The 20,139-nt window shown below is 61.3% G+C and carries 17 protein-coding genes; 7 read left to right on the forward strand and 10 right to left on the reverse strand.

Annotated features, from left to right (window positions below):
• Positions 1-2,832: bifunctional proline dehydrogenase/L-glutamate gamma-semialdehyde dehydrogenase PutA (gene putA / locus OB03_RS07300; RefSeq protein WP_461343685.1), on the reverse strand; the 2,832-nt coding region annotated here is incomplete at its 3' end.
• Between the two features lie 224 nt (positions 2,833-3,056).
• Here putA and OB03_RS07305 point away from each other — a divergent pair.
• A complete protein-coding gene (locus tag OB03_RS07305) occupies positions 3,057-4,142 on the forward strand; it encodes a glycosyltransferase family 4 protein (RefSeq protein ID WP_242912266.1) in 1,086 nt (361 codons plus the stop codon).
• A gap of 60 nt (positions 4,143-4,202) precedes the next feature.
• Here the strand turns inward: OB03_RS07305 and OB03_RS07310 are convergent, their stop codons facing one another.
• From OB03_RS07310 to phnC, 4 genes are all read right to left on the reverse strand, one after another.
• The gene (locus OB03_RS07310) at positions 4,203-5,273 is read right to left on the reverse strand and encodes a substrate-binding domain-containing protein (RefSeq protein WP_242913078.1); all 1,071 of its coding nucleotides are present in this window, start codon (positions 5,271-5,273) and stop codon (positions 4,203-4,205) included.
• A gap of 97 nt (positions 5,274-5,370) precedes the next feature.
• Positions 5,371-6,183: a phosphonate ABC transporter, permease protein PhnE gene (gene phnE / locus OB03_RS07315; protein WP_242912267.1), complete on the reverse strand. Its 813-nt coding sequence runs from the start codon at positions 6,181-6,183 to the stop codon at positions 5,371-5,373.
• Positions 6,180-7,184: a phosphate/phosphite/phosphonate ABC transporter substrate-binding protein gene (gene phnD / locus OB03_RS07320; RefSeq protein WP_242912268.1), complete on the reverse strand. Its 1,005-nt coding sequence runs from the start codon at positions 7,182-7,184 to the stop codon at positions 6,180-6,182. Before phnD ends, phnE begins: the two co-directional genes overlap by 4 nt.
• On the reverse strand, positions 7,181-7,975 hold the full coding sequence (gene phnC / locus OB03_RS07325; RefSeq protein ID WP_242912269.1) for a phosphonate ABC transporter ATP-binding protein: 795 nt from the start codon (positions 7,973-7,975) through the stop codon (positions 7,181-7,183). Before phnC ends, phnD begins: the two co-directional genes overlap by 4 nt.
• Positions 7,976-8,270: 295 nt before the next feature.
• Between phnC and OB03_RS07330 the strand changes: the two genes are divergently transcribed.
• From OB03_RS07330 to OB03_RS07355, 6 genes are all read left to right on the forward strand, one after another.
• The gene (locus OB03_RS07330; protein WP_242912270.1) at positions 8,271-9,533 is read left to right on the forward strand and encodes a type III PLP-dependent enzyme; all 1,263 of its coding nucleotides are present in this window, start codon (positions 8,271-8,273) and stop codon (positions 9,531-9,533) included.
• A 156-nt stretch (positions 9,534-9,689) separates the two neighbouring features.
• Entirely contained in the window at positions 9,690-10,736 is a 1,047-nt protein-coding gene (locus tag OB03_RS07335) for a 1,9-bis(guanidino)-5-aza-nonane synthase (RefSeq protein ID WP_461343686.1), read from the forward strand.
• A 124-nt stretch (positions 10,737-10,860) separates the two neighbouring features.
• Positions 10,861-11,094, forward strand: coding sequence for a ribonuclease (locus tag OB03_RS07340; protein ID WP_242912272.1), 234 nt, complete (start codon positions 10,861-10,863; stop codon positions 11,092-11,094).
• 81 nt (positions 11,095-11,175) lie between these two features.
• The gene (locus OB03_RS07345; protein WP_461343687.1) at positions 11,176-11,664 is read left to right on the forward strand and encodes a hypothetical protein; all 489 of its coding nucleotides are present in this window, start codon (positions 11,176-11,178) and stop codon (positions 11,662-11,664) included.
• A 23-nt stretch (positions 11,665-11,687) separates the two neighbouring features.
• The gene (locus tag OB03_RS07350) at positions 11,688-12,521 is read left to right on the forward strand and encodes a phosphatase PAP2 family protein (RefSeq protein WP_461343688.1); all 834 of its coding nucleotides are present in this window, start codon (positions 11,688-11,690) and stop codon (positions 12,519-12,521) included.
• Positions 12,521-13,471, forward strand: coding sequence for a right-handed parallel beta-helix repeat-containing protein (locus tag OB03_RS07355; RefSeq protein ID WP_461343689.1), 951 nt, complete (start codon positions 12,521-12,523; stop codon positions 13,469-13,471). The genes OB03_RS07350 and OB03_RS07355 overlap by 1 nt, the downstream gene beginning before the upstream one ends.
• A 33-nt stretch (positions 13,472-13,504) precedes the next feature.
• Here the strand turns inward: OB03_RS07355 and aguB are convergent, their stop codons facing one another.
• From aguB to OB03_RS07380, 5 genes are all read right to left on the reverse strand, one after another.
• Entirely contained in the window at positions 13,505-14,371 is an 867-nt protein-coding gene (gene aguB / locus OB03_RS07360) for an N-carbamoylputrescine amidase (protein WP_461343690.1), read from the reverse strand.
• Positions 14,368-15,372: an agmatine deiminase family protein gene (locus OB03_RS07365; protein ID WP_242912277.1), complete on the reverse strand. Its 1,005-nt coding sequence runs from the start codon at positions 15,370-15,372 to the stop codon at positions 14,368-14,370. The genes aguB and OB03_RS07365 overlap by 4 nt, the downstream gene beginning before the upstream one ends.
• Before the next feature lie 157 nt (positions 15,373-15,529).
• A complete protein-coding gene (locus tag OB03_RS07370; RefSeq protein WP_461343691.1) occupies positions 15,530-18,052 on the reverse strand; it encodes a TonB-dependent receptor in 2,523 nt (840 codons plus the stop codon).
• A 180-nt stretch (positions 18,053-18,232) separates the two neighbouring features.
• Positions 18,233-19,405, reverse strand: a complete 1,173-nt coding sequence (locus OB03_RS07375; protein WP_461343692.1) for a capsular polysaccharide export protein, LipB/KpsS family — start codon at positions 19,403-19,405, stop codon at positions 18,233-18,235.
• 320 nt (positions 19,406-19,725) lie between these two features.
• The coding region (locus OB03_RS07380; RefSeq protein ID WP_461343693.1) for an OmpA family protein at positions 19,726-20,139 on the reverse strand (414 nt) is incomplete at its 5' end.

The following is a 20,139-nucleotide window of genomic DNA, read 5'->3' on the forward strand; positions in this document are numbered from 1 at the left end:
AGCGGTCTTCTTCAGGTCCTTCGGTTCGTAGCGATAAACGTGCAGGATCGGGCCGAACACTTCGCGCTCTAGGAAGTCCGGCGTCGGGATTTCGGCGATGACCGGAGCGAACATGTCGCCCTTGGCCGCATCGGCAGCGAGATTACCGCGCGCGATAATCTTGGCTGCCTTCTCCAGACGCGCGACGTGCTTCTCGAGGTTCTCGCGGCTCTCCGCATCGATCACCGGACCGATGTCGGTCTTGGGATCGGTCGGGTCGCCAATGACCTGAACGGCCAGCGCGCCTTTCAGACCCTCGATCAGGGCATCAGCCGCATCGTGCGGCACGTAGAGGATACGAAGCGCCGAGCAACGCTGACCGGCAGAACCAAAGGCCGACAGGATGACGTCGTCGATGATCTGTTCCTTCAGCGCCGTGGTGTCCACGAACATGCCATTCAGACCGCCGGTTTCGGCGATGAACGGGATGATGGCACCCTGACGGTTGGCCAGACCACGGTTGATAGCGTTTGCGGTATCGGTGCCTCCGGTGAAGGCCACGCCGTCGATCATCGGGTGCGAGGTCAGGGCAGCGCCCACGGTCTCGCCACGCCCCGGAACCAGAGCCAGAAGGTCAGGGTTTAGACCCGCCTTGTAGTACAGGCGCACAGCTTCGGCGGCGATAAGCGGGGTTTGCTCGGCAGGCTTGGCCACGACCGCGTTACCGGCCGCCAGAGCGGCTACGATCTGGCCGGTAAAGATGGCCAGCGGGAAGTTCCACGGGCTGATGCAGCCAAAGACGCCACGGCCATGCAGGATCAGTTGGTTCACTTCGCCCGTCGGCCCCTTCAGGGTTTGGCGACCGCCAAAGTCCTTCTCGGCCAGCATGGCATAGTAGCGGCAGAAGTCGGCGGCTTCGCGAACTTCGGCGACGCCGTCGTTCAGGGTCTTGCCTGCTTCACGCGACAGCAGGGCCACCAGGCGATCCATGTCCGCTTCTAGGGCATCTGCCATAGCGCGCAGGATCGGCGCACGGCCAGCACCAAGCATCTTGTCCCAAGAGACTTGCGCTTCTGCGGCCTTCATGACCGCTTCGTCGACCTGTTCCGGCGTCGCGTCCGAAGTTTTGCCCACGACCTGTGTGCGGTCATACGGATTGGTCACATCGCGGGCTTCGACACCCGTCAGCAGCTTGCCGCCGATGATCGGACCGGCCACCAGTTGCTCTGCGTCCAGCGCCTTCAGCGCCGCAGCGTGGGCTTCGCGGGCCTCTGCCGTCGAATAGTCGCGGCCGAGGGAGTTCTGGCGGTCACCGTAGATGTTCATGGGCACAGGGATCTTCGGATGGCGGTCGGGCTGGGCCTCGACGGCAGTGATTGGGTCGGCGGCCACATCAGCAGCCGGAACGCGCTCGTCCAGCAGGGCGTGGACGAAGGAGGAGTTGGCACCGTTTTCGAGCAGACGCCGCACCAGATAGGGCAGCAGTTCTTCATGGCCACCGACCGGCGCATAGGCGCGGACGATGATCTTTTCGTCCGACCACATGTCGCGCGCGGCGTCGTACAGAGCCTCGCCCATGCCGTGCAGGCGCTGGTGCTCGATGACCGTGTTGCGGTCACGGGCCATGCGGCGCACAGCGGCGAGCGTGTGGGCGTTGTGGGTCGCGAACTGGCAATAGATGTGAGGCGCGGCCTCGATCATCATGCGCGCGCAGACCAGATAGTTCAGGTCCGTTGCAGGCTTGGTGGTGAAGACTGGATAGTCGCTGCGGCCATTAACCTGCGCCAACTTGATCTCGGTATCCCAGTAGGCCCCCTTGACCAGACGCACCATCAGACGACGGTTCGTGCGCTTGGACAGGTCGATCAGGCGCTGGATGGTTTCCGAGGTGCGCTTTTGATAGGCCTGAACGGCGAGGCCGAGGCCCTTCCAATCGCCCAGCGAAGGCTCGGTGCACAGACGCTCCAGCAGCTTCAGCGACAAAGCGAGACGGTCGGCCTCTTCGGCATCAATCGTATAGTTGATGTCGTATTTGGCAGCGATTTCGGCCAGTCGCAGGATGCGCGGGTAGAGCTCTTCCCAGACGCGATCTTCATGAACCGACTGATAGCGCGGCGACAGGGCCGACAGCTTGACCGAGACACCGTGGCCGGCTTCCGGCCCTTGGCCCGTGGCAGTCTTGCCGACAGCCTCGATGGCGTCGGCGTAGATCTTTTCATAGCGCTCGGCATCAGCTGTCGTGCGGGCGCCTTCACCCAGCATGTCGAAGCTGCACAGCCAGCCTTCCTTGTCGGAACGCTTCAGGGCGGATTCGATGGTGCGGCCGACCACGAACTGCTCGCCCATGATCTTGACGGCGGTGGCCACGGCCTGACGGATGACCGGCTCGCCGATACGCGCCGCGATACCCTTGATGAAGTTCGGCAGGTCGCGCTTCACTTCGTCTTCCGGCTCGACCAGCTTGCCCGCAATCATCAGACCGAAGCTGGAGAAGTTCACCAGCGTGCTGTCCGACTTGCCGACGTGGTTAGCCCACTCGGCCGAGCCGATCTTTTCCGAGATCAGCTTGTCGCGGGTCAGGCTGTCGGGCGTGCGCAGCAGCGCCTCGGCCAGCGTCATCAGCGCCAGACCCTCCTGGGTGCCCAGAGAATACTGCTGCAGGAAGCTTTCGACGACGCCCTGCTTCTTCTGGCTCTTGCGGGCGTGTTCGACCAGCTCGGTCGCTTCGGCCAGAACCCTGGCGCGCTCGTCCGCATCCAGCGGCAGTCGCGACAGCAGATCAGAGACCGTCTCGCGTTCACCGCGATATTTGTGGTTGTCCAGACTGTCCCAGTGGCGAAGGTCACTCGACATATAAATCCACTCCTGTGAATTTTCGCCTATATCGAGAGCCGATCCGAATGTGCTTCGATATTCAGGCAATCAGGCCGTATACAATTTGGAATCTAAATCCTTACGCCTTGCAGGGATATCGCGCGTGCGTGATCAGCGTTGTTGGTATCTAGTCTCGCTATCGTCGCACTAAACGGATAAAACCACATGACTTTACGAAACGGCTCAAAGGCCTAATCGAATTCATGCGTATTGTTCTGGTCACTGACGCTTGGGAACCCCAGGTCAACGGCGTCGTCCGAACCCTTACCCGCACCGTGGCGGAATGCCGTGCTATGGGGCACGAGGTTGAGGTCATCGAACCCAGCCAGTTCAAGACAATTCCGTGCCCGACCTATCCGGAAATTCGTCTCGCCCTCGGGGCTGAAGAGGAAATCCGCGAGCGTCTGCGCGCCTTCGAGCCCGAAGCCGTGCACATTTCGACCGAGGGTCCGCTCGGCATCGCGACCCGCCGCATCTGCATCGAATGGAAGCTGCCGTTCACGACCAGCTACCACACCAAATTCCCTGAATATGTTTCGGCGCGTTTCCCGATCCCGGTTCAGGTCGGCTACGCCTATATGAAGTGGTTCCACAAGCCTTCAGGCCGTCTGATGGTGGCCACGCCTACCTTGCGTGACGAGCTGACCGAGCATGGCTTCCGCAATGTCTCGCCATGGACGCGAGGTGTGGACACTGAAGTCTTCAATCCGGACCTCAAGCCGATCTTCGAGGAACTGGGCGGCAAGGACTGGCCGCGCCCCTTCTTCCTGAACGTGGGCCGTGTGGCCGTCGAAAAAAACATCGAGGCCTTCCTCGAACAGGACCTGCCCGGTACGAAGATCATCGTCGGCGACGGCCCTGCCCGCGCCGAGCTGGAAGAGAAATATCCGGACGCCAAATTCCTCGGTGCCAAGTTCGGCGACGATCTGGCCCGCTGCTTTGCCGATGCCGATGTCTTCGTCTTCCCGAGCTGGACCGACACCTTTGGTCTGGTAATTTTGGAAGCCATGGCGACCGGCACGCCAGTTGCCGCCTACCCGGCCCATGGCCCCATCGACATTATTCCGAACTCCGGCGCGGGCGTAATCAACGATGATCTGCGCACGGCTTGCCTTGAATGCCTGGAAATCGACCGCAAGGCTGTGCGCGCCTATGCCGAGAAGTTCAGCTGGCGCGCCTCGGCCGAGCAGTTCATCGAGAACCTGCAACCCTATCCAGAGCCCCAGCGCGGCCGCTTCTGGCGGCGGTTGCGCCGCATCGCCCGTCTGCGCCGCAAACAGGCAGCCTGATAAGAACAACGCCCCGCCGATGGATCGACGGGGCGTTTTTCTTGCTGAACGCGGTGACCTTTAGTTCGGTCGCGTCATCGACGTCAGGGCGGTGGCCTTGGCACGCTCGGCGGCCAGAGCCTCGGCACTCATCGGCACCAGACCGCGGTCTTGCAGATAGCCGCCGCGACCAGCGGCACCTTCGGACATGAACTCCAGCACGAACTCCTTCAGGCCGGGGATCACCCCGATGTGCTGCTTCTTCACATAGATATAGAGCGAGCGGGCCAGCGGATAGGAGCCGTCGGCAATGGCGTCGATCGACGGGGGGACGCCATCGATGGTCTCGGCTTTCACCGTGTCCATGTTCTGCTCAAGGAAGGAGAAGCCGAAGACGCCGAGCGAACCCGGCGTGCGGGTCAGGGTCTGGACGATGGCGTTATCGTTCTCGCCAGAGTCGATCCATTTGCCGTCTTCACGCAGGGTGTGGGTGATGGACTCGAACTTTTCCTTGTCGTCCTTGATGGCAGCCACCGCAGGCAGCTTTGCGCCACCCGGAGCCATACCCAGTTCAAGGAAGGCGTCACGCGTGCCGGAGGTCGGCGGTGGGCCGTAAACCTGAATGCGCTGGGCCGGAAGGGCGGGATTGACCTGGTTCCAGCTGGTCACCGTGTTCTGCGTGAACTTGCCGTCCGCGCCAGGGACGTGTTTGCCGAGGGCCTTGTACAGATCTTCCAGCTTCAGATCGAATGCCGAACCATTACGGGCCGTGGCGACAACAATGCCGTCGTAGCCGATCTTGAGTTCGATAATATCGGTCACGCCATTGGCAGCGCAGCGATCAAACTCACTCTGCTTCATCTGGCGCGAAGCGTTGGCAATGTCGGGAGTGGACGGCCCGATACCGGCGCAAAAGGCCTGAATACCGCCGCCAGTGCCCAAGGCCTCGACGCGCGGTTGGGCACCGCCCGGATTGGCCCGGCCGAAGTTCTCGGCCACGCGGGTCACAAAGGGGAAAACAGTCGAAGAGCCCGCGGCCCACACACCTGCACGGGCTTTCTGGTTAGGGCCTCCATCGCCGCAGCCTGCGAGCGCCATAAGGGCAGCGGCGCAAACCGAAATCTTGAAAAGGCGATTGGGTAGGACGGACATGGCCGGACCTCTCAGATCATCATCTATGATGCGCATAGAGATGATTTGTGACGGTCCGGCCAGACCTTTTATGACAGTCTGTCTAAACGTTGCGCCGTTACAGAAGGCGCTTACGCATAGCCTGCGACAACATGTCGATCAGGGTCACGGCCACAACGACCACGATAACCACTGCCGAAACGTCGCTGAAGGCGAAGGCATTCATGCGGTCGAACAGCACCTGACCGATACCGCCTGCGCCGATGAGGCCCAGAACGGTGGCCGAACGGGCGTTCGATTCAAAGCGGTAGAGTGCGAACGAGGTCCACAGCGGAGCCACCTGAGGAATAACGCCCCAAATGATCTCGTGCAGCTTCGAGGCACCGGTGGCGCGGACGCCTTCAACCGGACCCTTGTCGATCGACTCGACGGCTTCGGAGAACAGCTTGGCCAAAACGCCGGCCGTGTTCAGCGCAATCGCCAGAACACCGGCGAGCGGGCCAAGGCCCACAGCCACGACGAACAGCAGACCGATGACCAGATCGGGGATCGAACGCAGGGCATTCATGATCCAGCGAACCGGCTGAACGACCCATACCGGAGCGATGTTGCGCGCAGCGGCCAGGCCCATCGGCACGCCGAGGAAGACAGCCAGGAAGGTGCCCCAGAGCGCAATCTGTACCGTTTCCCACATCTTGGAAACGAACAGCTTCCAGTCAGCGAAGTTCGGATCCAGAAGGTCCGCCGCAAAGCTCTTGATGTTCGCCGAATTGGTGAACAGACGCGAGACGTTGCCCAGATCAACAGCATCGAAGCTGATGAGCAGAAGTACGGCCATGCCACCCCAGATGAGGGCGTCCAGTGCCCAAGCGCCGGCCGACTTTACCGGAGGCTTGGGAATGGCCGTCGAAGTGACGGGTTGTGCGGTCACGGTTGTACCTCGCGCAAGGCACGCAGGCGGTTCAACTCGGCCTCGGCCTTGGCAGCACCGGCGGTGTCACCCTTGGCCTTGGCGTCCGTCAGAGCCTGGTCGGCGATCATTTCGCGAACCGGGTTCAGGTAGGTTTCGTCGGCAGCGTTGAAGCCCGAATAGTTCAGGCCCTTGAGAATTTCGCGCTGACGCTCGGCCTCGGCACCTTCACCACGACCGTAGTTCAGGAAGAAGGTACGCAGCTTTTCTTTGACAGCCGGATCCATGTCCTGACGCACGACGATGCCCGCTTCCGGGATCGGGGGCGAACGCCAGATTTCTTCGAGCTGCGAAGCGATGGTCGGGTTTTCGCGGGCGATGAACACGGTGTTGATCGTGTTCGACGTCGCGACCTGCACCAGACCGTTAGCCACAGCAAACGAGTTTGCCTGGTGATTAGCGGCGCGCACAGTCTTGAAGCACTGCTCCGGAACAACACCCTTGGGGTTGAACAGGAAGGTCAGCGGAGCCAGCGTGCCCGAGGTCGACAGCGCATCACCGATGCCGAAGTCGTACTTCTTGCCGCAAGCCAGCACGTCATCAAGCGTAATGCCCGAACCCTTTTTGACGATCAGGGTCGAGGAATAGCTGTCACGGCCTTCCGGATCGACGATGCGGGCCACCACTTCGCCGTTCGAGCGGTCGATGGCTTCAATCGCCGTCTTGGCCGGGAACCACGCTGCCTGGATCTGGTTGCCACGCATGGCTTCGACCAGAACGGTGTAGTTCGATGCGAAGTACGGCTTCACCGGAACGCCAGTGGCCTTGGACAGATCATCCAGCAGCGGTTGCCACAGAGGGCCCGAAGAGGACTGGCCTTCAGCCGGCAGGATGGCGAACTGGATTTCACCAGCGCCGCCCTTGGCCGCCTTGTCGCCCGAGCCGCACGAAGCGAGGCCCAGAGCCATCACGGCACCGGCCACAAGACCTAGTGCGCGACGTGAAAAACGATATTGGGTCATGCCGTAGCCTCCCAGAACGCGTCCTCGTATTCGGGACCGTAAATTTCAATCAGGCGCTGTGTATCCAGTCCCGTTGCCGGGCCATCGTAAACGACCTTTCCCTTTTGCAGGGCGATAACGCGGTCGCAGTAGCGAATGGCGTAATCAACCTGGTGAAGGGTCACAATCACGCCGAGACCATCGCGCTTGTTCAGCTCGACCAGCAGCTCCATCACCTTGCGGGCGGAAACAGGGTCCAGCGAAGCGACAGGCTCGTCCGCGAGAATGGCTTTGGCACCTTGTAGCAGAACGCGTGCGATCGCGCCGCGCTGCTGCTGGCCACCCGACAGGGTGTTAGCACGCTGGGCGGCGTAGTCGGACACGCCGACGCGGTGCAGCGCAGCCATGGCCCTTTCTTTGTCAGCCTTAGGCCAGACGCCGAAATAGCCACGCCAGGTCGGCAAGCGACCTACCGAACCGATCATAACGTTCGAGAACAGGCTCAAACGACCGACCAGGTTGAACTGCTGGAAGATCATGCCCAAGCGTCGACGCGAACGACGCACGTTTTTAGTGACGCGACCATTTTGCTGGACGACGTCGCCAAAGACAGTGATCGTTCCGCCCGGATCAATCGGGTGAAGACCCGTGATCGAACGGAGCAAGGTGGACTTGCCCGAACCCGAAGGACCAATAAGGGCGACCATTTCACCGGCGCCGACCTCGACGGTCACGCCGTCGAGCGCCTTTCTGGCCCCGTAGGTCTTCGAGACGTCGCGTACCGACGCAACGGCGGATGATGAAGAACTCATGAACCCGTGGATGAGGTTGCAACAAAGGGGGCGCCGCATGACGCGAGAATGGCGCAAGGGCAAGTCTTAATGACACGCCTAGGTCGATTTCGTCCAGCCTGCGGCACTTCCGACATCCGTCGCATACGCAAAAACACACATTAACTGTGCGTAACTCTTGCGGGAGTGCCCCAAAATTACCTCTTTACATTCAGTCCCAATAATCCCATATCGCGCGTTCCGGCGGACCCCGTAGGTCCTCACTTGCGCCGCTAACGCCGGTCTGGGTTTAACAACTAACAGGGGGTTACGTGAATTGCGCACGTACCAACTTCCCCTGGACCTGGTCCGTGAGCGGTCCCCTGAGCGTCCAGTCGCACTCGTGCGACCGGCCTCGGTTTCCGTAGCAGCGCGCTGGTTCCAGAATAATCTTAAGGCTGACGTCTTCTATGCAGTGAAGGCGAACCCGTCGCCGTGGGTCATCGAGACTCTCGTCGCGAACGGCGTGAATGCGTTTGATGTCGCCTCTGTGGCTGAAATCGAACTGGTTCGTTCGGTTAGCAAAGACGCGCGTCTGGCTTTCATGCATCCGGTCAAGAGCCGTGGCGCGATCAAGTCGGCCTACTACGATCATAATGTCCGCACCTTCGTGCTGGACAGCCATGACGAGCTGAACAAGATCCTCGACGTCACCAACCATGCTGCCGACCTTAATCTGGTTGTACGTATGGGCGTGTCGGCGGATGGCGCTGCCTATTCGCTGTCGGGCAAGTTCGGTGTGTCGCCGGATCAGGCCCCTGCTCTGCTGTTGGCCACGCGTCAGGCTGTCAAAGACGGCCTGATGGGCGTCAGCTTCCACGTCGGTTCGCAGTGCATGCGTCCGTCCGCCTATGAGGCCGCGATGACCCAGGTCGGTCGCGCCATCAAGAAGGCTGGCGTGTTCGTGGACATCGTCGATGTCGGCGGCGGCTTCCCCTCGGTCTATCCGGGCATGGTCCCGCCGGACCTGAACGAATACGCCGATGCCATCCACCGCGGCTTTGCCGAGATGCCGGTGTCGGAAACCACGGAACTGTGGTGCGAGCCGGGCCGCGCAATCGTGGCCGAAAGCTCGTCGATCCTGTGCCGCGTCGATCTGCGCAAGGGCGATGCCCTGTACCTGAACGACGGTTCGTACGGTTCGCTGTTTGATGCCACCCACTCGCGTTGGCCGTTCCCGACCAAACTGGTTCGTGACGGCGAATCCGCGTCGGAGCTGAAGCCTTTCCGCTTCTATGGTCCGACCTGCGACAGCATCGATCACATGCCGGGTCCGTTCTGGCTCCCGGCCGATATCCGTGAAGGTGACTTCATCGAGATCGGCATGATGGGTGCCTATGGGGTCGCCATGTCGACCGGCTTCAACGGCTATGGCTCGCACGACATCGCTGTCGTCGAGGACGCGCCGATGGCCTCGCTCTATGGTCTGGCCCCGCGCTCGATCCCGACCGTACGCACCACCGCCGAGGAAAACTCGCGCAAAGTGGTTCGCCTGTCGCGCCCCAAGGGCAAGGCTGGCCAGCGCAAACGTCGCAAATAACCTCTTTCCGGACCGGCCCCTTCGGGGCTGGTCCAAAAAACACTCCATGGCGCCAAAAACGTCATGGGGCGTTTGTATAGATAGCGGCCCGTCGCTCCGTCCGGGTCGCTGTTTCAGTTTTTGACGGGCGCTCAAATCTTTAGGGAAACCGCTGAAATGACCGCTCAGTCGAACATGAAGGCTCAGCTGCTCAACAATACCGTCGAGCACGTAGACATCGCATCGTACGACGCCCGTCCGATCATCGACTCGATGCGCAAGATGTCGTTCTCGTCGCGCGACACCGCTCGCGCCGCCGACATCTTCAACATGGCTCTGGAAGACAAGGCCTGCTCGCCGTGGCTGATCCTCGCGGGTTCGACCTCGGCCGGTGGCTGCATGCACGTTTACCGTGACATGGTTCAGAACAACATGATCGACGCCGTCGTCGCCACCGGCGCTTCGATCGTCGACATGGACTTCTTCGAAGCTCTGGGCTTCAAGCACTACCAAGCCGACAGCCAGATCGACGACAACGTCCTGCGCGAAAACTACATCGACCGTATCTACGATACCTACATCGATGAAGAAGAGCTGCAAGCTTGCGACCACACCATCCTCGAGATCGCCAACAGCCTCGAGCCGCGCCCGTATTCGTCGCGCGAATTCATCTGGGAAATGGGCAAGTGGCTGTCGGAAGGCAACGCCAAGAAGCCGGGCTCGCTGATCCAGACCGCCTATGAAAAGGGCGTGCCGATCTTCTGCCCGGCCTTCGTCGACTCGTCGGCTGGCTTCGGTCTGGTCAAGCACCAGAAGGAACGTGCTGCTGCTGGTAAGCCGTACATGTGCATCGACGCGGTTGCCGACTTCCGCGAACTGACCGACATCAAGATCGAAGCTGGCACCACCGGCCTGTTCATGGTTGGCGGCGGTGTTCCGAAGAATTTCGCTCAAGACACCGTCGTCTGCGCTGAAATCCTCGGCGTCGAAGCCGACATGCACAAGTACGCCATCCAGATCACCGTGGCTGACGTCCGTGACGGCGCTTGCTCGTCCTCTACCCTGAAGGAAGCCGCTTCGTGGGGTAAGGTTTCGACCACCTACGAACAAATGGTCTTCGCTGAAGCCACCACGGTTGTTCCGCTGATCGCATCGGACGCCTACCACCGCGGTGCCTGGAAGACCCGCGAGGCTCGCCAGTTCGCCAAGCTGTTCGGCAAATAAGCCCAGCCATAGCGCATGAAATGAAAGCCCCGGCAGAGCGATCTGCCGGGGCTTTTTCGTGCGCGCGCAACGCTCGCCGTGCAGGAGCGTTGTTTTCCAACGACCCTTGAGATGAGGATAAGCTATGGGCGAAGACGAAAAGACCCGCGAAGAGCGCTTGAAACGCGCATTGGAAGGTACGGATTCCGGCTCCGATACCCGCGCCGGTTCGCTTCGGGGGGGATCGGCATCCGGCTCGGACAATGATCCGGATACGGATGCTGTTAACGCCGATCTCGCCGAAAAAGGTCGCCAGCTGGCCAAAGACAAAACCCGGGCAGAGGACGAGAAGTCACAGCCCGACAAGGATGTGTCGTGAATGACCCAAACGCGCCTTGCTGATGACGCCTCGATGGTTCAGTGATGGACTCTAATCTAAGGCTTGGGACCTGATAGGTAGATGAAGCCCTTTGGAAATTTACTGCTGACCGCCGTAGCCGGCATTGGTCTGGTGGCCTGTGACGGGTCGTCCGGAACGGTCGCTGCACCTGCCGACGAAGTGGTCGCTGGCGAAGCGGTTGATATCGCTCCTGCCGGTTCTCAGGGCGGCGCGTCTTCGACTTCCGGTACGCCGCTGGCGAGCGGCGCTCCGAAGTTTGCAACCCTGTATCCCGAAGCCGAACTGAGCCAGCCGGTGGTTCAAGCCAACGGCGCTGATGGCCCCGGTGGTCTGGCGGAGTTTGTTACCCCGGCGACGCCGGACGAAGTGGTCGCCCATTATCGCAAGCTTGCCGGGGATGCTGGGCTGAAGCCTGTGATGTCGATGAATCAGGGCAATGCCCGCGCTTTTGCTGCCCTGAATAACGAGGGTGCCGAGGTGCAGGTCGTGGCCTCGCCGGATGAAACCGGTGCCACCTCGGTTCAGTTGACGTGGAAATCGGGCCGCTAAGGGCCGCCCCAAAGACAGGTGCGATGATGAAATCGACCGCTCTTCTGGCCCTTGTCCTGTCCGCGACCGCGCTGGGTGCTTGCGTCGGTACTCCTGCCGCTTACGAAGCCCGGGCCGTCAAGGCGGACGATCATGCCAAGGGTTATCTCGGCCGCGACGCGCTGCAAGCTCTTGCCGACGCCGTACCGGCACCGCCTTCGGCAGGCAGTCCTGAAGAGTCTGCCGACCACACGGTATCTGCGTCATACAACGTCTTTGAGAATACTGACCGTTGGCTATTGGCAACCAGCCATGCCGAAGTGCGCATGCCGTTCGCGCTTCAGCATTTCGACTGCGTCCTGGGTGTCCGGTTCAATCCGGCAGAAAACGCTGCCCCTGCCACCGCTCGCCTGATGCAGCGTCTGTTCGAGGACGCCGAGGGCGCTTCGACGATTGTTAAACTGCGCGCCTATCGCGCTCGACCCGTCGGGGATGATGCGGACCGCCTCGCTTGCCAGACGGTGTCGGCGGCAGGGCGGGCATCGGCATCCTATCCATCGGGAACCGCAACAGTGGCTGCCGCCTACGGCGCGGCTATGGCTGCCATTGCGCCGGACAGCGCTGTCGCGGCGCAGGAAATCGGTCGTCAGATTGCGCTCAGCCGGGCGGTGTGCGGCATGCACTACCCGACCGACGTCCGTGTCGGCTATGCGCTGGGCCAAAAGGTTTTCGAACAGGCGGCCCGTTCCCCCGCCTTTGCCGATGACCTGGCTGCCGCGCGGGCCGAACTGGCTGTGTTGCGCGCGCAGAATGTCACCAACCCCGGCTGTGCCGCTGAGCGCGGCGCACTGGCCATGACGGCCGACCTGCAGCTCTGATGCTGTCCTGGTTGGTCTCCAGCCTGATCACCTACCCTCCGGCACCCGCTTGTAGTGCCGAGAAACACCAGCAAGCGATGCAGGTATCAGACGAGCCCTTTCGTCTGGATTGTTCCCTCGTTCTTGTGGAAGGCCAAACTATCCCCCGCCCCATCCTGATCGAAGGGCCTCCGGGCAGAGGCGTGGGGCTGAACTGCCAGGGCGGTACGGTTGGACGTCGGGACCTGAGCGTATCCACCGCGCGGCCCACGATCGCCATCCGATCCCGCAAGACCGCAGAGGGCGTTTGGGAGCGTCCTCACTCTCTCGCCGTCAGGAACTGTACTGTTCTGGGCAATATCCGCATCTTCGGCATGGGGGCGGATGGCGGATATGACGATCTGCGTCAGTCCTCTCGCCTGCCTGGCCACACCAAACGGGCGCAGGCTGCTGCACCGACGCAGGTCTGGCTCGATAACCTCGTACTCACCGGACGTGGTTCTATCCCCCTATACATCGGCACAGGCGTGACCGCGGTCAGCCTTACCAACTCCACCCTGAACGGCAGTTCTACGGCCACGGCCATCTATCTGGACGCCGAGAGCCGTGGAAACACCATACGCGATAACCGCATCCTGACCCGCACTGCGCGTGAAATGATCGCCATTGATGGATCGGCCCATAACCTGATCACCGGCAATCGCTTCGACCTTCACGGCAAGCCGGGCATCTTCCTTTATCGCAACTGCGGAGAGCGCGGCGTGGTGCGGCACCAGACGCCATCGAACAACACCATCACCGGCAACAGCTTTACCGGGGCATCCTGGTTGCGTCCGCGCCTTGTCGTCGAGAACGCCCGCAACGGCAGCCGGTCCTATTGTCGCGATGATGCGGGCTATCCGTTCGGCAGCAGCGTGGATGACCGCGACAACGCCAGCGGCAACCGCATCCAGAACAACAGCCGGAACTGAAAAGGGCGGAGCCATTGGCTCCGCCCTCTCGTGTTAACGCTTCGGACCGGTCAACGGACTGTAGAGGTCCGTGCGACGGTCGCGGAAAAAGCCCCAAGCCGCGCGGTGGCGGTCGAGGAAGTCGAGGTCGAAGGTCGCGACCAGCACGCCCTCTTCGTCATGGCCAAAGCTTTGAACCAGATCACCGCGATGGTTGGCGATGAAGCTGTGGCCATAGAAGGTCTGGCTGGCCTCGGTCACCTGCTCGTGGCCGATGCGGTTTGCACCGACGACAGGCACGACGTTCGAGACGGCATGGCCCTGCATCGCACGCTGCCACGGAGCGGCGGTGTCGAGGCTGTCGTCATGGGGCTCGGTGCCGATCGCGGTCGGGTACATCAGCACCTCTGCGCCTTGCAGCATCATGGCGCGGGCGGTCTCGGGGTACCATTGGTCCCAGCAGATGCCGACGCCAACCTTGCCGAAGCGGGTGTTCCAAACCTTGAAGCCGGTATCGCCCGGACGGAAGTAATACTTCTCCTGATAGCCGGGGCCGTCAGGGATGTGGCTCTTGCGATAAACGCCCATAGCCTCGCCGTCCGCATCCAGCATGACCAGCGAGTTATAGTATTGCGGGCCTTCGCGCTCGAAGATCGAGACGGGGATGGCCACGCCCAGTTCCTTGGCAATCGGCTGCAGCTGGGTCACGCACGGGTGCTTGTCCCACTCACAGGCATGCTCGAACCAGTGCTCTTCCTGCGAAACGCAGAAGTACGGGCCTTGGAACAGTTCCGACGGCAGGATCACCTGCGCGCCCTGCTGGGCCGCCTCACGGATGAAGCCGATGGTCTTGTCGATATTGTCCTGCAGGTCGGTGCCGTAGGACGTCTGGATACCGGCGACGGTGATGTTGCGGGTCATGCGGGCTCCTGCTGGCTGATGCAGTGGAAGGAACCGCCACCGGTCAGGATGGCGATGGACGGCGACGGGATGATCTTGTGGTCCGGATAGACCGTGGCCAGAGCTTCGCACGCCATACGCGCGGCGATGTCATTGCCATAGGTCGGCACAACCACAGAGCCATTGCCAATGAGGAAGTTCATATGGCTGGCCGGAATGGCTTCACCATCCTCGTCCTTGACCAGACCCGGCGACGGAATGCGCAGGACCTTGATCTGACGGCCAGCTGCATCGGTCGATTCCGACAGGATACGAGCGGTTTCGTCGTAAACGTCCGCGTTCGGATCATCTTCCCCGAAAGCAATGGGGCAAGCCACGACGCCCGGCGCGACAAAGCGGGCCAGATTGTCGACGTGACCGTCGGTATGGTCGTTGAGCAGGCCATCGCCCAGCCAGATGACCTTCTTGGCCCCCAGAGCCTCGGCAAACGCCGCCTCGGCCTTTTCTTCGGTCCAACTTTCGTTGCGGTTGGTGTTCAGCACGCACTGACGGGTGGTCAGCACGGTACCTTCGCCATCGTGATCGACTGCGCCGCCTTCAAGGATGAAGTCGTGACGGGTGATGGCCACCCCCGTTTGCTCGCCGATCTGGTCGGCCACGGTGTCATCGTACGGCAGGTCGTACTTGCCGCCCCAACCGTTGAAGGTGAAGGCATTGGCGCTGCTCGAGCCCGCACCGAAGATCGGTCCGGTATCACGCAGCCAGATGTCGCCAAAGCGACCGGCGATGACTTCGACACCTTCGACGCCAGCGAAGCGAGCACGTGCAGGCTCTAGGGCCTCGTCGTTGCCAACCATCAGCTTGACCTTCTCGCGGCCAGCCTCGGCCAGCGCCAAGACGAGGGCTTCGACCTCGTTCTGTGCTTCTTCCAGATCTTCCTGCCAAAGTTCGGCGTGGCTGGGCCAGCCAACCCACATGGCGCGGTGCGGCGTCCATTCGGCAGGGATAGGAGCGGTGGTCATCGGGGCGTCCTCGAGAGGCCGTGGAAACAAATAAACGAAGCGCGGCAGATAGGGCTTTTGCCCCCCTACTTCAATGGTAGGCGACCAAAGCCCCAAAGAGAAAGGGCGGCCCGTTTCCGGACCGCCCTTCCCTTTGCCAAGTCTGACTTACGCTAGATTAGAAAGCGTAACGCAGGGTTGCCATGACGGTGCGCGGAGCACCGACACCGGCGAACGGACGGCTGTAGCCCAGGTCGCCCGGGGTCGCCGAAGCGCGGGTGCCGAGGGTCGAGTAGTATTGCTCGTCAAACAGGTTGGTTGCGTTGACTTGCAGGTAGGTGCCCTTGAAGCCCAGCGGCTCGAAGTCGAAGCGCATGTCCAGGTCAACCACGGTGTAACCGTCAACCGACAGGTCGTTTACGTCGGTGACCCAACGCTCGCCGGTGTACTTACCTTGGATGCCTGCCGAGAAGACTTCGTTGAACTGGTACGAAGCGCGCAGCGAGAACATTTCTTCCGGCGTTTCGACTTGCTTCTTGCCCTTGGTCTGCAGAACAGCGCCCGAAGCGTTGTAGACGTAGTTGTCTTGCAGTTCCGAGTTGGTCAGGGTCATCGAAGCGTACAGGCTCAGAGCTTCAATCGGCGACCAGCCGATCGAGGCTTCGAAACCGGTGGTTTCAACGGCGCCAACGTTACGGTCAACGAACTGGCCGAGGTCTTCGTCCCAGGTCGAGACGATGCGGTTGTCGAACTCGTTGTAGAACACCGAAGCGTTAGCAACGATGGTGCCCGAAGCATAACGGTAACCGAAGTCCATGTTGGACGAGGTTTCCGGCTGAACGGTCGGGTTAGCCACCGAACCGTCGGTCATGCGGCGAACAGCGTACAGCGAATCGGTACGCGGAGCCGACAGCGATTCCGAGTACGAACCGTAGATGGCGTGACCGTTACCGAAGCGGTAGGTTGCGCCAACGTTCGGCAGGATGTCGTCGTACTTCACGGTGCGCGAGTACGGAGCGATGTACTGGGTGGTGCCCTTCGAAGCGAAGGTCACGTTGCCGTTAGCCAGGGTCGCGTTCGGAGCTTCCGAGGTGCAGAGCACGTTCGACGAAGCGTTCTGGGTGAAGCAGTACTGGTTCAGTTCACGCTCGAAGAACGGAGCGCGGACACCCAGGTTCACGGTCAGAGCGTCTTGCAGGAACTTACCGCGGTACTCGAGCGAGAACTGGTTCAGCGAAGCGATCGACTTACGGTCGCGAGCTTGCAGAGCGTAGCCGTCCAGGTTCACGACGCGGTTGTCGTCGTTGCCACGGCCGCCGAAGACGTCTTTCCAGACCGGAGCGGTCGGGTTCGAGAAGTCGATGAAGCCGTAGTCACCGGTCTGACGGTGACGACCCCAGTCCAGAGCGTAAGCGAAGCGCAGACGGTGCTGGTCGTTGATGTCCCAGATCAGCGAGCTGTTCAGGCCATAGCGGTGGGTGTTGGTGTTCGACGGGGTGTGGATGCGGACGCGGTCCAGGATGTCGCCGTCGCCGTTCAGGTCAACGCCGCCCGAGGTCTTCGAGCCGCGCAGCAGCGGATCGGTTTCCGACAGAACGGTCTGGCCCGAGCCACCGTTTGCCAGGGTGTACTGGAACGACGGGTCAACGGTCAGGATCAGGCCGTCACGCAGGGTGAAGCGCGAGTTACCGCGGATGTTGCCGGTGTTCGACGGGTTGGTACGCAGACCCCAGTAGTTGGTGCCGTTGGTGTCGTTGTCAGCTACGCCAGCACGAACAGTCGGAGCGACGTAGGTACGGTCGAAGTCGATGCCCCAGCCGAACGGGTTCGACGGATCGTTCACTTGATCGATGCAGACCTGCGTCTTGGCAACGTCGCAGAAGCCGGTCGTCGTGCCGAGGTTCGGACCGTTGTAGTTGTTGTTGCGGTTGACGTTGTAGTGACCCGACAGGGCGATGAAGTCACCGTTGTCGCCCAGCGGCTGATAGATACGGGCGTTGTACTGGGTCTTTTCCAGTTCGCCGAGGCCCTTGAACTTGTCGTAGTTCTGCTGCGAGACAGCGAACCAAGCGGAAGTGCCCCACGGACCGATTTCGCCGGTGTCGACGAGGCCCATGATACGACGGTAGTTGAAGTCACCCAGCGAGCCTTGGATCCAGCCACCGAACTCTTGGCCCGGACGACGAGTCACGTAGTTGATGGTGCCGCCGGTTGCCGATGCGGTCGGCGAGTCAACGTCGGTCGAACCGGTGTTGACCGAGGCGCGCTCGATCAGTTCCGGGTCCAGCTGTTGGTTGGTGTAGGTGGCGTAGTTGCCGGTGTCGTTCAGCGGGATACCGTCGAAGGTCAGCGAAACGCGGTTGCCGTCGAAGCCACGCAGACGGATGTTACCGCCCGACGAACCGTAGGGGTCAGCGTTGGTGAAGCTCAGGCCCGGGGTCAGGTTCAGGGTCTGCAGGATAGTTTGACCAGCGGCCTGCGACGAGATGAACTCTTGGGTGACCGTGTTGCGGGTCTTGGCAATGTTTTCCGAAACAGCCAGGCCGTCGATGTTACGCGGGCCGCGAACGCCCGTAACGACGACTTGTTCGACTTCTACGGCTTCGGTGCCGGTCGACTGGGCCGACGCGGTGGTGGCCATGCCGAGCGCAATGGCGAGAGCCGATGCGCCGAAGGTCAGGCTGCGAGCAAAATTAGACAACGGTGATCCCCTTTGTCGTGCCGCCGAGGTGAGAGGGGCGACACTTGTGTCATTGGATGGCCGGGGATTTAGGCGATCCAACAGAAAGTTGGGCGACAATCATGTGACAGTAAGATGACAGCGACCGAGGGTTGCTATCATGACACAGGTCTGTGGACTAAGGCCCGGAAGGCCCATTTATCAGGACGATACGCGTCCCATGGCGGCCGCTACGGCCCACGCCGTACGCTTAATCGCGCGAGGCTCGTGATAGTTCCCGTTAATTTGTGTCTTTGAAAGGACATGTGCGCGGAAACGTTTGAACAGCGCCGTATCAACCTTGGCCGGAGCGCTCCAGAACTGGTCCAGGGACTTCTGGTCGGTCAGCCCCTCGAAATCGAAGAAGGCTTGCCCCAGAACCTTTACCGGCGTTCCAAAGCCCAGCGCCGACAGAGCCGCACTGGAATTGTTCACGACCATGCCGCTTGAGGCGCGGCACATGTCGGCCAGGTTGCCACCGTCCACAAAATCCACACGCGAGCCGATGCTGCGTGCACCGGCCAAGCTTCGCACCACCGCGCGCAGATCCACCAGCCCCGGATCGAGCGGGTGGTTTTTGAACACCAGCCGCGCATCTTTGGGCGCATGCTGGGCAAAGCTGGAGATTACCTTGGCTATGAAGGCGGTGTTATCGGCAAACTTAGAGTAGCGCAGGAGCTGGTTGTCGCCCTCGCGCTGCAGGCAGGCGATGAAGAACGGGCCGCGCGCGGCCAGAACATTCGCGTCGACTTCCTTCTTGGAGCGCATCGCCAGTTTGAAATAGCGCTGTACGTGGCTGACGCACTGAAGCCATGCCGGAACGGTGTAAGGATTGCGGTAGTTCGGATACAGCCAGCCACCCACCAACTGGATCAGGTGATAGGTGCTGATGTTCATCACGTGGTACGGCAGAATGCGCCCCACGCTGTGGCTGACTTCCAGCTCCGGCACCGGAGGATCATAGCCTTCCGGCACACGGGGCAGTTGGCTGCCCGCATTCACGCCGTTGCGCTCAAGCGTAATCCAGTCCGGACGGAAATAGCCGTTCTCGAGCACCCAGAGGCGCGCAGGAACCGATTTCGCCAGCGTCGAGACCGTCTGATTATATGGACCGCTCTCGCCGAAAATGACGATGTCTGTGTATTCGGATGCGATCTCGGGGAATTTGCGGTGCCATTCGGCCGCAGATCCCAAGAAGCGGCGCAAGCCCTTGGCTCGCCACGTCAACGCATCACCGGCATTGAAAGCAACACGGTCAACCGTCTCTGCACCCAGCGCGTACAACGACTTGCGCAGATGTCGCCCGAACGGGCCGAACGGTAATGTTACCAGCAAAAATCGCCGACCGTGCAACGTCCTAATGTCTCCGTCAGCGAGCTTGTTCTGATCAGGATCGTAAGGGGCGAGCAAAGCGGGGGGTTCTCTTTGGCAATCGATCGTTTGTTTTAATGGTCGGACGAAGGACGACTGACTGTGGACGCGAACATCACACTGCCATTCGTAGTCACGTTCGACCGAATGACCAACCGAAAAGTCAAGCTTAAGGCAGTATTTGAAGCAAGAACCGCAGGCCACCACGAAGGGCAACCTGCGGTTCACGCAACTCAGACTTCGTTGACTGTCGAGGCGGAGGCCGGAGCCTCCTCCCCCTCAGATTAGAAGTTGATGTCGATGGTCGCGCGGCGGTTCAGCGGCTCGCGAACGCCATCGGCAGTTGCCTTGGCCAGCGAGGTTTCACCACGGCCGTCCAGCGACACGACGCCACCGTTCACGCCTTGAGCCACCAGGGCATCCGCGACGGTACGGGCACGACGGTTCGACAGACCCAGGTTGTAGGCTGCGTTACCCGAGGTGTCGGTGTGACCAACGACCAGGATACGGGTCGGAGCGCCCGACTTGGCGTAGTTGGCAGCTTGCGACACAACCGAGCGAGCTTCTGCGGTCAGGTCCGAACGGTCGAAGTCGAAGTAGACAACGAACTGACGGGCTGCCGGCTTAGCCGGTTGGACCGGCGGCGGCGGCGGCGGCGGCGGGGTCACCGGCGGCGGCGGCGGAGGCGGCGGCGGCGG

Source organism: Brevundimonas sp. GN22, from assembly GCF_054824005.1.